Source organism: Ruegeria sp. AB11, assembly GCF_056536325.1.
Window position 1 is genome coordinate 3,823,462 of sequence record NZ_JBQFJO010000001.1, and the last position, 13,050, is coordinate 3,836,511.

The 13,050-nt window shown below is 56.6% G+C and carries 17 protein-coding genes; 9 read left to right on the forward strand and 8 right to left on the reverse strand.

Annotated elements, in window-relative coordinates; translation table 11 throughout:
- From ACR3EJ_RS19135 to ACR3EJ_RS19175, 9 genes are all read left to right on the forward strand, one after another.
- A complete protein-coding gene (locus ACR3EJ_RS19135) occupies positions 1-303 on the forward strand; it encodes an urease subunit gamma (RefSeq protein WP_010437457.1) in 303 nt (100 codons plus the stop codon).
- Between the two features lie 18 nt (positions 304-321).
- Complete coding sequence (locus ACR3EJ_RS19140; RefSeq protein WP_010437456.1) at positions 322-483, forward strand: hypothetical protein; 162 nt, start codon at positions 322-324, stop codon at positions 481-483.
- Positions 480-812, forward strand: coding sequence for an urease subunit beta (locus ACR3EJ_RS19145; protein ID WP_010437454.1), 333 nt, complete (start codon positions 480-482; stop codon positions 810-812). The genes ACR3EJ_RS19140 and ACR3EJ_RS19145 overlap by 4 nt, the downstream gene beginning before the upstream one ends.
- Positions 787-2,547, forward strand: a complete 1,761-nt coding sequence (gene ureC, locus ACR3EJ_RS19150) for an urease subunit alpha (RefSeq protein WP_170542770.1) — start codon at positions 787-789, stop codon at positions 2,545-2,547. Before ACR3EJ_RS19145 ends, ureC begins: the two co-directional genes overlap by 26 nt.
- A 121-nt stretch (positions 2,548-2,668) precedes the next feature.
- On the forward strand, positions 2,669-2,893 hold the full coding sequence (locus ACR3EJ_RS19155; RefSeq protein ID WP_170542768.1) for a hypothetical protein: 225 nt from the start codon (positions 2,669-2,671) through the stop codon (positions 2,891-2,893).
- Between the two features lie 28 nt (positions 2,894-2,921).
- Positions 2,922-3,374: an urease accessory protein UreE gene (gene ureE, locus ACR3EJ_RS19160; RefSeq protein WP_170542766.1), complete on the forward strand. Its 453-nt coding sequence runs from the start codon at positions 2,922-2,924 to the stop codon at positions 3,372-3,374.
- Positions 3,358-4,011, forward strand: coding sequence for an urease accessory protein UreF (locus tag ACR3EJ_RS19165; RefSeq protein WP_170542764.1), 654 nt, complete (start codon positions 3,358-3,360; stop codon positions 4,009-4,011). The genes ureE and ACR3EJ_RS19165 overlap by 17 nt, the downstream gene beginning before the upstream one ends.
- Positions 4,008-4,637 carry an urease accessory protein UreG gene (gene ureG, locus ACR3EJ_RS19170; protein ID WP_170542762.1) on the forward strand — a complete coding sequence of 210 codons (630 nt, stop codon included), beginning with the start codon at positions 4,008-4,010 and terminating at the stop codon, positions 4,635-4,637. Before ACR3EJ_RS19165 ends, ureG begins: the two co-directional genes overlap by 4 nt.
- Before the next feature lie 529 nt (positions 4,638-5,166).
- Positions 5,167-5,448: an HlyU family transcriptional regulator gene (locus ACR3EJ_RS19175; protein WP_170542760.1), complete on the forward strand. Its 282-nt coding sequence runs from the start codon at positions 5,167-5,169 to the stop codon at positions 5,446-5,448.
- A 663-nt stretch (positions 5,449-6,111) separates the two neighbouring features.
- On the opposite strand, the gene ACR3EJ_RS19180 is transcribed toward ACR3EJ_RS19175, so the two are convergent.
- From ACR3EJ_RS19180 to ACR3EJ_RS19215, 8 genes are read right to left on the reverse strand one after another with little or no spacing between them, the layout of a single operon-like run.
- Complete coding sequence (locus ACR3EJ_RS19180; RefSeq protein ID WP_170542758.1) at positions 6,112-7,050, reverse strand: acetamidase/formamidase family protein; 939 nt, start codon at positions 7,048-7,050, stop codon at positions 6,112-6,114.
- Positions 7,051-7,053: 3 nt separating this feature from the next.
- On the reverse strand, positions 7,054-8,082 hold the full coding sequence (locus ACR3EJ_RS19185) for a branched-chain amino acid ABC transporter permease (RefSeq protein WP_170542756.1): 1,029 nt from the start codon (positions 8,080-8,082) through the stop codon (positions 7,054-7,056).
- Positions 8,079-8,975 (reverse strand): branched-chain amino acid ABC transporter permease, encoded by an 897-nt coding sequence (locus tag ACR3EJ_RS19190; protein ID WP_170542754.1) that lies wholly within the window; start codon positions 8,973-8,975, stop codon positions 8,079-8,081. The genes ACR3EJ_RS19185 and ACR3EJ_RS19190 overlap by 4 nt, the downstream gene beginning before the upstream one ends.
- 1 nt (position 8,976) lies before the next feature.
- Positions 8,977-9,681, reverse strand: a complete 705-nt coding sequence (locus ACR3EJ_RS19195; protein WP_170542752.1) for an ABC transporter ATP-binding protein — start codon at positions 9,679-9,681, stop codon at positions 8,977-8,979.
- A gap of 41 nt (positions 9,682-9,722) precedes the next feature.
- Entirely contained in the window at positions 9,723-10,877 is a 1,155-nt protein-coding gene (locus tag ACR3EJ_RS19200; protein ID WP_170542751.1) for an ABC transporter substrate-binding protein, read from the reverse strand.
- A gap of 29 nt (positions 10,878-10,906) precedes the next feature.
- On the reverse strand, positions 10,907-11,617 hold the full coding sequence (locus ACR3EJ_RS19205; protein ID WP_170542749.1) for an ABC transporter ATP-binding protein: 711 nt from the start codon (positions 11,615-11,617) through the stop codon (positions 10,907-10,909).
- Complete coding sequence (locus ACR3EJ_RS19210) at positions 11,610-12,251, reverse strand: cysteine hydrolase family protein (RefSeq protein ID WP_010437438.1); 642 nt, start codon at positions 12,249-12,251, stop codon at positions 11,610-11,612. Before ACR3EJ_RS19210 ends, ACR3EJ_RS19205 begins: the two co-directional genes overlap by 8 nt.
- Entirely contained in the window at positions 12,248-13,021 is a 774-nt protein-coding gene (locus tag ACR3EJ_RS19215; protein WP_170542748.1) for an N-formylglutamate amidohydrolase, read from the reverse strand. The genes ACR3EJ_RS19210 and ACR3EJ_RS19215 overlap by 4 nt, the downstream gene beginning before the upstream one ends.
- Positions 13,022-13,050: the final 29 nt, after the last annotated feature.

Genomic DNA, 13,050 nt, shown 5'->3' on the forward strand with positions numbered 1-13,050 from the left:
ATGAACCTGACACCTCGTGAAAAAGACAAACTGCTGGTCGCCATGGCCGCCGAGGTCGCCCGCAAACGGCTGGACCGCGGCGTCAAACTGAACCACCCCGAGGCTATCGCCCTGATCACCGACGCCGTGGTCGAGGGCGCGCGCGACGGTCGTTCAGTCGCCGACATGATGCAGTCCGGGGCTGAAGTGATCACCCGCGACCAATGCATGGAAGGCGTGCCCGAGATGATCCACGAGGTGCAGGTCGAAGCCACTTTCCCGGACGGCACCAAGCTTGTGACTGTTCATAACCCTATTCGTTAAACTTCAGAGGAGTTTCCCATGTACCGCATGCTGTTTCCCGCTCTTATTCTGGCTAGTCCGGCCGTGGCCCATTCGGACACCCATGTTCACGCTCATAGCAGTGACTATGCCCTGCTTGCAGCAGGGCTAGCATTGATCGCGGTCATCGCCATCACGGTGATAATGAAGCTGCCAAAATGACCCCCGGTGAGATCATACCCGCCGAGGGTTCACTGACGCTCAACGCAGGACGCAGCAGTCGTCTTGTTGTTGTCGCCAATACCGGTGATCGACCCGTGCAGGTCGGAAGCCATTACCATTTCGCCGAAGCGAACTCCGCCTTGGATTTCGATCGCTATGCAGCCTTGGGGATGCGATTAGACATCCCTGCAGGTACCGCCGTGCGATTTGAGCCGGGTCAGACTCGCGAGGTTATTCTGGTGCCATATGACGGGCGCCGTCACATCTACGGTTTCAATATGCACATCATGGGGGCTTTGAAAGATGCCGGGCAAGATCAGCCGGAGTGACTATGCCTCCATGTTCGGCCCCACGGTCGGCGACAAAGTACGATTGGCAGATACGGATCTGATAATCGAGGTCGAGAAAGATCTGATTGTTGAGCGCGCAACGGCAGCCCGTTTCAGCGAAACCGGCCACCGCGAAGACGTTTACGGGGAAGAGGTCAAGTTCGGCGGTGGCAAAGTCATTCGTGATGGGATGGGGCAATCTCAGTTCACGCGAGCCGAAGGGGCGGTGGATACGGTGATCACCAACGCGCTGATCGTCGATCACTCCGGCATCTACAAAGCGGATGTGGGGTTGAAAGACGGGCGTATCGCCAGGATCGGCAAGGCCGGGAACCCCGACACTCAACCCGGCGTGGACATCATCATCGGTCCCGGTACCGAGATCATTGCAGGCGAAGGTCGCATTCTGACCGCAGGTGGGTTCGACAGTCATATCCACTTCATTTGCCCGCAACAGATCGAAGACGCGTTGCATTCCGGCTTGACCACTATGCTGGGTGGCGGCACCGGTCCGGCGCATGGAACGTTGGCGACCACCTGCACCCCTGGCCCATGGCATATCGGGCGGATGATGCAAGCGGCTGATGCTTTTCCGATGAATCTAGCGTTTGCAGGCAAGGGCAATGCCTCGCTGCCCGCAGCTCTTGAAGAGCAGGTCAAAGCCGGTGCCTGCGCTCTGAAGCTGCACGAGGATTGGGGCACCACCCCTGCCGCCATCGACTGCTGCCTGTCGGTGGCAGACGCGATGGATGTACAGGTTATGATCCACACCGACACACTCAATGAATCAGGCTTTGTCGAAAACACCGTGGCGGCCATAAAGGGTCGCACAATCCACGCCTTCCACACCGAAGGTGCGGGCGGTGGCCACGCCCCGGATATCATCAAGATCTGCGGCGAGAACCACGTTCTGCCGTCTTCGACGAACCCGACGCGGCCCTTCACCGTGAACACGGTCGAGGAACATCTGGATATGCTGATGGTCTGTCACCACCTCGACAAATCCATCCCCGAGGACGTGGCCTTTGCCGAAAGCCGTATCCGGCGCGAGACGATTGCGGCCGAGGATATCCTGCATGACATGGGCGCATTCAGCATTATCGCGTCTGACAGCCAGGCCATGGGTCGGGTCGGAGAGGTTTTGATCCGCACGTGGCAAACCGCGGACAAGATGAAGAAACAGCGCGGGCGTCTGCCCGAGGAAACCGGTGAGAACGACAACTTTCGCGTCCGCCGCTATATTGCGAAATACACCATCAACCCGGCCATTGCACATGGCCTGAGCCACGAGATTGGTAGTATTGAAGAAGGCAAACGCGCTGACCTTGTCCTTTGGAGCCCGGCCTTTTTCGGTGTGAAGCCCGAGATGGTTCTGCTGGGCGGCACCATAGCCTGCGCGCAAATGGGCGATCCCAACGCGTCAATCCCTACTCCGCAGCCGGTTTACAGTCGCCCAATGTTTGGCGCTTACGGACGGTCGGTGGAAAACTCGGCGATCACATTTGTCTCGCAGGCCGCCTATGCGGATGGGATCGGTGATACACTGGGATTGGCAAAACAGACCGTCGCCGTCCAAAACACACGAGAAATTGGCAAGCAGAATCTTCTGCTGAACAACATGACGCCGCAAGTCGAAGTTGACCCGGAAACCTACGAGGTCCGGGCAGATGGTGAACTGCTAACCTGCCAACCCGCCGAAACGCTGCCCATGGCACAGCGATACTTTTTATTCTGATCAAAAAGTGTGCTGCGTTGCGGCACATGCAAGGCAGAAATGACCAAACACGCTCTACTAAGTGAGGCCGACATGACAAATATTAGACCCCATGGGAGGACCACCGTTTACGAGGGTTCAAATGGCACACTCAGCAACACAGACAAACTCACGCTTTTCGCTGCCCGGTCTGATCGCATCCATCGGGTCATCCATCAACTCGGCTTTGATCAGCGTGGCCCAAGCCCAATCGCGTGTCAGACAAGTCGAATTTCTGCAATCGCTCAGCGACGAAGAGCTGAAAAACCGTGGTCTGACGCGCGAACGGATCGTGCACCGGGTCTTTGCGGATTCGATCTGGCTCTGATCGTTTCCGTTGCAGAGGAGGCGATGGTATGACCGCCCTGCTCTGCACTGCACGCCAATATTCGGATCACACACACGGCGATCCGACAGACTGCTTGTCTTTGACTTATGATGACCGCTTTTTGCGCCGCAAGGTTCTTACATGTGAAAGTGGCGAGCAGATCCTCATCGATCTGGCACAAACGACCTCATTGAACCACGGCGGCGCGTTGGTTCTGGACGATGGTCGCGAAGTGGAAATACAGGCTGCACCCGAAGCGTTGCTGGAAGTAAAAGCCCCGGACCTGACGCGCATCGCATGGCATATCGGCAATCGCCATACGCCTTGTCAGATCGAAATGGATCGCCTGTTAATCCAGGTCGATCACGTTATCCGAGATATGCTTCTCAAAATCGGGGCTACCGTGCGAAAGGTGCACGAGCCGTTTACCCCCGAAGGCGGGGCCTATGGCCACGGCAGGACCCATGGCCACACCCACTGACGCCGATGTCCTGACACTGACCCAATGGTTGTCACCCGCCTATCCTGTGGGGGGGTTTGCCTACTCTCACGGGCTTGAGGCAGCGATTGACCGGGGAACTGTCGCGAATTCTCAGGATACCGAAGCCTGGATTTCAGATGTGCTGGAATATGGCTCTGGGTGGAATGATGTTCTGTTCGTCGTGGCCGCCTTCAATGCGCGGGACAAAGAAGAACTGATCAACGTCGATGTCACGGCACGGGCCTTTTGCGCGACATCCGAAAGGCTCATGGAAACCGATTTGCTGGGACAGGCCTTCGGAAATGTCACCAAAGGTGTCTGGGAATTGAACCTTAAGCGGTTCACTTACCCTGTCTCGATTGGACGGGCCGCAAGACTACAAAACCTTCCATTGCTGCTGACGACCAAGATGTTTCTGCAAGCATTCGCAAGCAACCTTGTCGCATGTGCGACGCGCCTTGTGCCACTGGGACAGACTGATGCTCAAAGGCTGATCCGCCGGCTGACGCCGCTGTGTTCCCAGATTGCTGAAAGAGCACAAAAGGCAAGTTTGGACGAGTTAAGCTCTACCACGTTTTTGGTGGACATCGCGTCCATGAAACACGAAACACAATATTCGAGGATATTCCGCACATGACGAGTATGAACGGCCCGCTTCGCGTAGGTATTGGTGGTCCGGTAGGCGCTGGAAAAACCACTTTAACCGCCGCCTTGTCTGAGGCGTTGCGCGATGTCTGCTCGGTGGGCGTTATTACCAACGACATTTATACGCAGGAAGATGCTGAAGCGCTAATGCGCATGCAGGTCCTGCCGCAGGACAGGATCATCGGCGTCGAAACGGGTGGTTGCCCGCATACAGCAATTCGCGAAGACGCCTCGATCAATTTGGCCGCTGTCGCGGAAATGCAGACACGTCATCCGGATCTCGACGTTGTTTTGATTGAAAGCGGAGGCGACAATCTATCGGCCACGTTCAGCCCGGAACTGGCGGATCTGACCATCTACGTGATTGATGTCGCCGCAGGCGAAGAAATCCCCAGGAAAGGCGGGCCGGCGATTACGAAATCGGACATCCTTGTAATCAACAAGACCGACCTTGCGCCGCACGTTGGCGCTTCGCTGCAAGTTATGGAACGTGATGCGAAAATGATGCGTAAAGGACGGCCTTTCTTGTTCTCGTCACTTCGCCACAGAATCGGGGTCGACAAAATTGTGGATCTGCTTGTGAAAGGGGGAGGTTTAGAGGTTTCGAAAGCGAGTTAATCCCTGGGATGAAGAGGCCAAGTTATCGATGCCCAAAGCCGATTGGAGAAACCGAAAGCACTACTATCATTTTCGCATTTGTCTGAATGTTACATTATGTTTTTGTTTGCAGGCTAACTGAAAACGAAATTCACCACGGCATTTTTGACAAAGTTGGCATGCAAAATCTTTTCCTTGCCCCTCTTGTTGCGTATCCCAGTTATCAATAACCAGCGCATCAATTGGCAGGTTTTCGCAACCATTGGATGACTGGCGGCGCCACAACAAACTGTGGTCATCTTTGAATGGGTTTTATGTGAACCGCCTTCTGATTGAGTGCTGATCGATCAGAGGGATCTTCGCAAATGGTGGCTGTCTCGCAGACAAATCCTGCTTGATTCCTGCAATGACTGGGTGCTCTAGGTGCTTCGGGTTGGCCGCGAGAGTACAATTGGATCGAGAAACCGGTGAATCAACCACACAGCGCGCTTCAACCCCGTCCCGAGCAGCGTTAGTCTCTGATCTGAGCAACGCTGAAAGGAGGCGGTCCGTGTCAATCTTTACAAAACTCTTCGGCGGCGGCGAAAAATCGGATCCTGAGCCGGTCGGATACAAAGGATTCGATATCTTCCCCGACCTGATTGCTGAAGGTGGCAAGTATCGCCTTTCGGCCCGTATCGAAAAGACCATCGACGGAGATCGCAAAACTCATGCAGTGATCCGGGCGGATGTCTTTGAAAGCCGAGATCAGGCTGAGAGCTTCAGCATCACCAAGGCAAAGCAGGTGATTGACGAACAGGGCGAACGCATATTTGATACAGTAATCCGGTAGCTGTTTTGCCCACAATGCGATCGACGATTACCATGTGATCTGCGTTTGGCGGTCGACACACCCCCGGCTTTGTCCGCAAAGCAGCAATTAACAAAGATCCAATCGAACGTCAGCGCTGAACTGTTTTTGCACCTCTGCTGACGGCCGGACTTTGATATGCTAGCTGAAGTCAGATCAAACGAAACAGTCTGCGGGCTTATGACAAGGGGTTGTTAGGTCAGTTTATGACGCGAAAGTCAAAGTCGCCTGACGTTCAACAAAAGTGTGGAACGTCACTTATATTCGACTCAATCGACAGCCAAAACCTCAATAAATCGGTCAATCACGTCATTCAATTCTGACCCAATCGTCAAGCATTTCTGACCCAGAAGCGGCTATCTTTTCAAATGCGTCCTTGAGAAACAAAGGCTCAAGCCATCTGGCTGGCGGCTGAATTGTGCCAAAAAGAGGGACGCAGCGGAGTGACGGATTTGGGGTCTATCGCCGTAAACACAAGGTGTAGTAGGTAGAGTTTTTTACCAACATCAATCGTTTTCGATCCCTAAACTTCCGGGAAATTCGATCGGAACATGCGCGTGCAGATTTTCTTCGGAACCGGTAGTTTCATACATCGCCTAGGCTCAAGCACGGACCCAGAGCAGGGTCTAACAGTCGTTTCATTCTTTAGTCTAAAACGGATTTCGGAAAGTAGAACGACACTGTCCAGTTCGGAATATCCACGATCTCACTGATCCGGAGATCGCCGCACACCGAGCAGAGCATATAGGCGTCGAGCGCAGACATCCCCGTCGTGGCCGCGATCCAATCGACCATTCCCGAGACCGCATCGCGAGCAGCTTGCATCAGGTCCTCGCCGATGCCGGTTGTCGCCTTGTACCCGGCAGCATCGAAATGGCGAGTGACGGGGCCATTGGTTTCAAATCTTGGGAAAGGTAGGTTTTCGCCTTTGATGAGGTCGACCTTAAGTGCCACGTCCATTGGGCTTTCAATGGCAGTGCCGCAAATCTCTCCATCACCTTGCGCGGCATGGGTATCTCCCAACGACAGCATCCCACCAGCCACTTCCACCGGCAGGTATAGCGTTGTGCCCACGCAATTGTCGCGGATGTCCAGATTGCCGCCCACCCGACGCGGCGGAACGACAGAATGTAGACCCGGCTCGGCCAGCGCCAACCCGATTGTACCGACGAACGGCTTCAGCGGCACCTTCCCGCCCGGGCCAAACAGGGTGGGTGTCATCGCATTGGTGTCATAATTCCAGATATGCAGGGCCGCCTCGGGAAACTGATCGGTCAGCAGGCCAAAGCCGGGGATGTTGGCGGTCCAGCCCCAGCCCGAGGGTTTGAAATCCAGGAAGGTCACAGCAACCGTATCGCCGGGCTGGGCTCCCTTGATGTGGATTGGCCCTGTGACCGGGTTGACCGCGTCGAAGGACAGCGTATCCAGATCGGCCACTGTCGAGGAAGCGTTCAACTGCCCGCCCGAGCTGTCTATGGTTTCGACCTCGACGGTCTCGCCGGGGTCGACGCTCAGAACGGGTTCGATGGAGTTGTCCCAGCCGAAATGATGGTTGTGTTTGTGAATAGTGTGGTTGCAACCCATGACTTACTCCTGTTTTTTTAGAACCAGGTCTTCGATTTCTTGATCACCCATGATCCCTCCGGGGCGCAGGGCCATAGTCAGTACGATGACCGTTCCCAACGCAATGCCTGACAGGCCAAGCACTTCGGGCAGGTCTATACCCAAGACGACTGGGCCAGTTTCCAGCCAGCGCACGCATTCCAACCCGAACGAGATCAGAAGCGTGCCCAGAACCGCACCTGTGACCGTTCTCATTCCCCCAAGGATCAGCATGGCGAGTGTCAGGAAGACGTGGTTGAAATAGAAGGGCCGCGCGCTAATCGTGCCAAGGAAATAGGCGTAAGCAATCCCGGCGACCGCAAGCAGGATGGCTGACAGGACCCAGGCAATCAGGCGCAACCTGCGAATGTTCACACCCATTGCGGCGGCACCGACCTCGTCATCGGCACAGGCACGCAGCTGGATACCCCAACGGCTTTCGCGAAACAGGCGCACGATGAACACAACGAACACTGACAAGATCACGATAGACGTCAGTGAAAACACCTGTGGAATGCCGAAAAACGCCTGGTTCCCTTTGAAAATGTCGGTGCGGTACAGGAATACAGAATGCACGATGACCAGTACGGCAAGGGAAAAGATGGTCACGCCGGACCCTGTTAGGCGCACGACAAATAGTCCGACGATCAGGGCCAGAACGGCGGTGATCGCAATGGCAAGTAGGGCCGAGCTGACCGGATCCAGCGAGAAGGCATTCAACCCCCAAGGCGCATCCGGCAAAGAGATGGATTTGACCGTCACCGGTGTTACGCAAATTGCGGCCACATAGGCACCGATCCCCATGAAGGCACTGTGGCTGAGGTTGGTCAGGCGCGCATTGCCCATGAACACCTGCATGGCCAGAACAACCAAAAGGTTCACGTAGGCGCTGTAGACCAGCCGGAGCTGATAGCGAGAGCCGAAATACGTCACGATCAGCCCAATCGCGATCAATACGGCGGTCAGGATCGCAGCGCCTACCAGCCCTCGTTTTTGACTGGGATTCAGGATCATATCTTGTCCCCTTTCTCAGTCGGAGGCGACAGGATGCCATCAGGCCTCCAGACCAGGACAAGGGCGATGATTCCAAACACAAAAGCGTCTTTCATACCGCCATATTCCTGCGGTAGCAGGACCAGCATGGCAACCTCAATCGCGCCGAGAAGAAAGCCTCCCAGCACAGCTCCGGGCAGGCTGCCGAATCCTCCGACAACGCAGGCCACGAAGGCCTTGAGGACTGGGTTAAACCCCAGATGCGGATCAACCGACCCACGCCGCGCCATGATGAAAATACAGGCCAGCCCAGCCAGAAGGCCCGACACCATGAAGGCCACCGCAAACACCTTGTTGGATCTGACGCCGACCATGCGGACCATCTCAAAATCCAGCGAGGCGGCGCGCATTGCCAGACCCAGTGTCGTGCGCTTGAGAAACAGCATCAGCCCGACGATCACCAGCACCGTTGTCACCGCCTCGAACACTTGAAGGGAAGATACCTGAACGCCCAAAAGCTGGACGGGCCAGTCTAGGAAATAAAGCGACGTCACAGCCACAGGGCGTGGTGAGACCGCAAGCAGAAACACGTTCTGAAGAATGATTGAGACACCAAAGGCGGTCAGCAGGCCGGTTGTCGAATCTGCGTATCGCACGGGTCGGAACGCCACACGCTCTAAAAGCAAGGACATCAGGATCGCAGCCGCGATAGCTCCGCCTATGACGATAAACGGGTTGTTCAACGCCAGCGCAGCAAAGGCCACCATCGTGTAACCGCCAACCGCGATCACCTCACCATGGGCAAAGTTCACCAGCCCCATGATCGAAAAGACAATCGCCAGGCCGAGTGCAATCAGCGCATATTCCGCACCAAAAGCGAGCGCGTTCATCATCTGCTGGGCCACATATTCCATGTCAGGCGATCCCCGTCAGTTCCGCCATAAGCGCGCTACTCTGGCCCAGTGTTTCTTTCGTGCCCTCGGCCACGATCCGCCCGTTGTTTAGTAGGTAGGTGTAGTCCGACAGGCGCAACGCCTGCGTTGCGTTCTGTTCAACCAGCAGGATCGTCATTCCCTGTGCTTTCAGCTGTTCGATCATCTGGAAGATCTGGCTTACGATTTTGGGGGCCAGACCCAGGCTGGGTTCGTCCAGCAGCAGGATTTTTGGTCGTGTCATCAAGGCGCGGGAAATGGCCAGCATCTGCTGCTCACCGCCCGACAAGGTGCCTGCGGGTTGGTCTTTGCGTTCGCCAAGGATAGGAAAGATCTCAAGCCAGTGGGCGATGTCGGCGTCTTTGGCCGCGCGGTCAGAACGCGTGGCACCGCCCAGAACCAGGTTTTCCTCGACGCTCAGGTTCGAGAAGATGCGGCGTCCTTCGGGGGCCACGGACATGCCCGCCTGCACGCGTGCTTCCACAGGCAGCGAAGAGATATCGGCCCCGTCAAAGGTGATCCGGCCCGAGGACTTGACCACCCCCATCAGCGCCGAGATGGTCGAGGTCTTGCCCGCCCCATTGGGGCCCAGCAAGGACACGCAGCGGCCCTTCTCCACGGCGAAAGAGATGCCGTGCACGGCCTCGATCGGACCGTGAGAAACTATCAGGTTTTCAACATTCAGCATGGGATTGGAAACGGGGGCTGGAACCGCCCCCGTCTTTTGGCTCAGTTCCAGTCTTTCGGTGTGTTTTCGGGAATTTCGTTCGAGATCAGAACCCGCTTGCCATCTTTGTAGCCAATCACAGGGATCGTGCGTTGGGCATAGGTTTTCGTGTCCTTGAACGAAATGCTGTCGACTGTCAGAACGGGGATCGACTCCGCTGTGCGGATCGTTTCTGCAATCACCGCCGGGTCACTGCTGCCCGAGGTTTCAACCGCCCAGGCAACGGCCTTGACCGTGTCGGCACCGGTGGCCGGGAACAAACCGGGGACGTCGTGGCCCAACTCCTTGCAATCGGCCATGAACTTAACCACGGCGCTTTCGTTATGGCTGGGGGCCAGCGTGGCAAAGAAAACCTTGTCGAGGATCGCAGGATCATCAGCCGCGACTGCATCCAGGGATGGATCGTCAAACCCATCCGAGCCGACCACCCAGGCGTCGATACCAGCGCTGCGCAGCTGCCGCACGAGTACACCGATATCAGGCATGATCGACGAAATATAAACGGCATCGATCTCTTCACCCAGTGCTTTCATGTCCGCGATCTGAGGCGACCAGTCCGATGTGCCAAAGCTGAAATTCATCTTGGCCAGCACCTTGCCGCCGCCCTCTTCGATCACTTGACCGAACCACAGCGGGGTACGCGCGGACCATGACCCGCCTTCGTCCGAGGTCAGCAGAACCACGTTCTTAACCCCTTCGCTGAGCGCGTGGTTCGCAGCCGCCGTTGCCGTGAATGGATCAGGTGAGACGCCAGTAAAGAAGTTGTCGACGATGCCCGCGTGCATCTCGACCTGCGTGGATTGCGGCTGGAAGATGGAAACGCCGTAAGGTTGGGCGATCTGAGCCACCGGGATCATCGTGTCCGAGAACGGCGTGGTGCCCAGCATAACGACCCCTTCGTCCAGAAACTTCTGCGCCAATGAAATGGCGGCCTGCGTGTCGCCTGCGGAATCCTGCACCAGAACTTCGATCTTCTTGCCACCTGCGCCGCCTTCGGCGTTGATCATATCCGCCATGCAGCGCGCGCCCAGGTATTCGGAATAGATAGCCAGATCACCAGTCATCGGTACACCCAGTCCGATCTTGATCGTATCTTCGGCGACCGCGGGTAGGGCCAGGCTCATGGCGGTCAGAGTCGTAAGGGTCAACTTTTTCATACTTGTTCTCCTGTTGAAAGCCGCCTGCGTCACGCGGCACGTTCATCGGTTTCGCCAAGATAAGCGTCGATAACCTCTTGGTTCTTGGTTATTTCTTCGGGTGCGCCTTCGGCAATGATGGCGCCCATATTCAAAACGGTGATCTTGTCACAAAGCGACATGATGAATTTCAGATCGTGGTCGATTACCAAAATCGCGCTGTCCGAATGTGTTCGAACCCATGTCAGAGACCTGCCTAAAGCTTCCGTTTCCTGTTCGTTCATCCCCGCGGCGGGTTCGTCCAACATCAGGACACGTGGGTTCAGCGCCAGCGCGCGAACGATCTCTAACCGCCGGAGTTGACCATATGCCAACGACCCGGCGTTCTGGTTGAGCTTGTCCGAAAGACCGAACTCCGGGATCGCGGCCTCGACGATTTCAGCGCCCCGGCCGGAATAGCGGGCGACGTCGATGTTCTGCGCGACGCTGAGGCTTGGAAAGACCCGCAGGTTCTGAAACGTCCGCGCCACGCCGCGCGCCGCGCGTTCGTGGGCGCGGAGGTGGTCCAGCGGCTCGCCATCCAGCAACAGGCTTCCTGCCGAATGGGTCAGCAGACCAGAGATCAGGTTGACCAGCGTTGTCTTGCCCGCACCATTGGGGCCGATCAGACCACGCACCTCGCCTGGAGCGACGGACATGGTCACATCCTCGACGGCGTGGACCCCCCCAAAAGTCTTGGTGATGCCGTTCAGTTCAAGCACCGGCCAGTTCCTCGACCAGTTCCTTTGTGGTGATCTGTCGGCAATAGCCCTTGATCGCACGCAGAGAATTATCGTGCCGATCCTGCGTGTGGGTTAGGCAGGCATCTTCGACCTGAGTGACAAGGTAGCCCAGATCACACGCGTCCCTGATGGCGCTTTCCACGCATTGGTCCGTCAAAAGACCGGACAAAACGATCTGACGGACTCCAAGGTTGCGCAGGATATAGTCAACATGCGTGGACACAAAAACCGACGAGGACGTCTTCGGCAGCACGATCTCATCCCTTTGGGGCGCGATCTGGTCAATGACCATTCCATCCCAGCTGCCCTTGGGAACATGAAACCCCGTAATTTTGTAGTCCAACGACCGGTCGCGCCCGTCGAGTGTCAGGCTTTCGATATTGGTATACATGACCTCGACACCGGCGGCGCGGCAGGCAGTTTGTATGGCCTGCATGTTCGGGATCACGCGGGCGTCCAGTTGGTCGAAGAACCAGCCGTATTTCTCGTTGAATTCAGCTTCGGGAAGGTCCTTGAATTCGGCACCTTCGCGATGCGCCGAATAATTCTGCACGTCAATGAACAACAGCGCGGATTGCGACGGGATCAGTGGAACATTGCGGGTCAAGGTCACGTCTTGGTCTCCAATATCCGGGTAAAGGCCTCGGAGAGAAGCTGCGCCCAATCCTCGACGCCTTTTGCATCGCGGATCAGGTCATTGCGGATTTCGACCAGCGAATGCGCCAGTCCGCGCGGTTCGGCGAAACGCGGTATGAACCAGTCGCTTTCACTGTCGATCTGATAGGGCTGGTTTAACGCCATGTGCAGTTCGGGACGTAGGGCCGAGATATGGTCGATAGCGGCTTGTCCCGTGGTCGGGTCAACGCGGGTTAAAAATCCAGCGTGCCAAGGTCGCGTCTCACCATCGACCTGTGCGGCGAAGGAATGGATCGACACCGCAAGCACGCGCGGCGCCCGGTCCAACATATGTTCAATGGCACCGTTCAGAGGAGCCATGATCTCGCGCTGACGCGCCGTGCGATCCGCAGTGGTCAAGTTCAGATTGGCAGGGATCTGCTCTCCAAAGCTCTTTGGCGGAATTGAATCCGGGGCCTCGATCGGGCGGTTGCAATCAATCACAAGCCGGGAATAGCGCTGCAAGATCAATGGGGCCCGTAGCCGGTCAGCCAATTGCCGGGCCACGGCCTCGGCCCCGATATCCCAACCGCGATGACTGGCTTGCACCTCTTCCGAGACACCCAGATCGCCTAGCTTTTGTGGGATCGCGCGCCCGGCGTGTTCGCAGAGCAGCGCGATCTTCGCATCACTGTCACGATTCACCCATTCTACCGGGGCGGGATCCCCGGTGACCAGCAGTTCTTGGGTTGCGGCTGATGTCTTCATGCGGCCTACGTTAGAGAACAAGTTTTTTC

What these genes read in the sequence shown, in the direction of transcription:
- ACR3EJ_RS19165 (WP_170542764.1), top strand. Translation starts at nt 3,358, where the DNA reads ATGGCCACACCCACTGACGCCGATGTCCTGACACTGACCCAATGGTTG.
- ACR3EJ_RS19145 (WP_010437454.1), top strand. Translation starts at nt 480, where the DNA reads ATGACCCCCGGTGAGATCATACCCGCCGAGGGTTCACTGACGCTCAAC.
- ACR3EJ_RS19140 (WP_010437456.1), top strand. Translation starts at nt 322, where the DNA reads ATGTACCGCATGCTGTTTCCCGCTCTTATTCTGGCTAGTCCGGCCGTG.
- ureE (WP_170542766.1), top strand. Translation starts at nt 2,922, where the DNA reads ATGACCGCCCTGCTCTGCACTGCACGCCAATATTCGGATCACACACAC.
- ACR3EJ_RS19155 (WP_170542768.1), top strand. Translation starts at nt 2,669, where the DNA reads ATGGCACACTCAGCAACACAGACAAACTCACGCTTTTCGCTGCCCGGT.
- ACR3EJ_RS19185 (WP_170542756.1), bottom strand. Translation starts at nt 8,082, where the DNA reads ATGATCCTGAATCCCAGTCAAAAACGAGGGCTGGTAGGCGCTGCGATC.
- ureC (WP_170542770.1), top strand. Translation starts at nt 787, where the DNA reads ATGCCGGGCAAGATCAGCCGGAGTGACTATGCCTCCATGTTCGGCCCC.
- ACR3EJ_RS19215 (WP_170542748.1), bottom strand. Translation starts at nt 13,021, where the DNA reads ATGAAGACATCAGCCGCAACCCAAGAACTGCTGGTCACCGGGGATCCC.
- ACR3EJ_RS19195 (WP_170542752.1), bottom strand. Translation starts at nt 9,681, where the DNA reads ATGCTGAATGTTGAAAACCTGATAGTTTCTCACGGTCCGATCGAGGCC.
- ACR3EJ_RS19190 (WP_170542754.1), bottom strand. Translation starts at nt 8,975, where the DNA reads ATGGAATATGTGGCCCAGCAGATGATGAACGCGCTCGCTTTTGGTGCG.
- ACR3EJ_RS19180 (WP_170542758.1), bottom strand. Translation starts at nt 7,050, where the DNA reads ATGGGTTGCAACCACACTATTCACAAACACAACCATCATTTCGGCTGG.
- ureG (WP_170542762.1), top strand. Translation starts at nt 4,008, where the DNA reads ATGACGAGTATGAACGGCCCGCTTCGCGTAGGTATTGGTGGTCCGGTA.
- ACR3EJ_RS19135 (WP_010437457.1), top strand. Translation starts at nt 1, where the DNA reads ATGAACCTGACACCTCGTGAAAAAGACAAACTGCTGGTCGCCATGGCC.
- ACR3EJ_RS19200 (WP_170542751.1), bottom strand. Translation starts at nt 10,877, where the DNA reads ATGAAAAAGTTGACCCTTACGACTCTGACCGCCATGAGCCTGGCCCTA.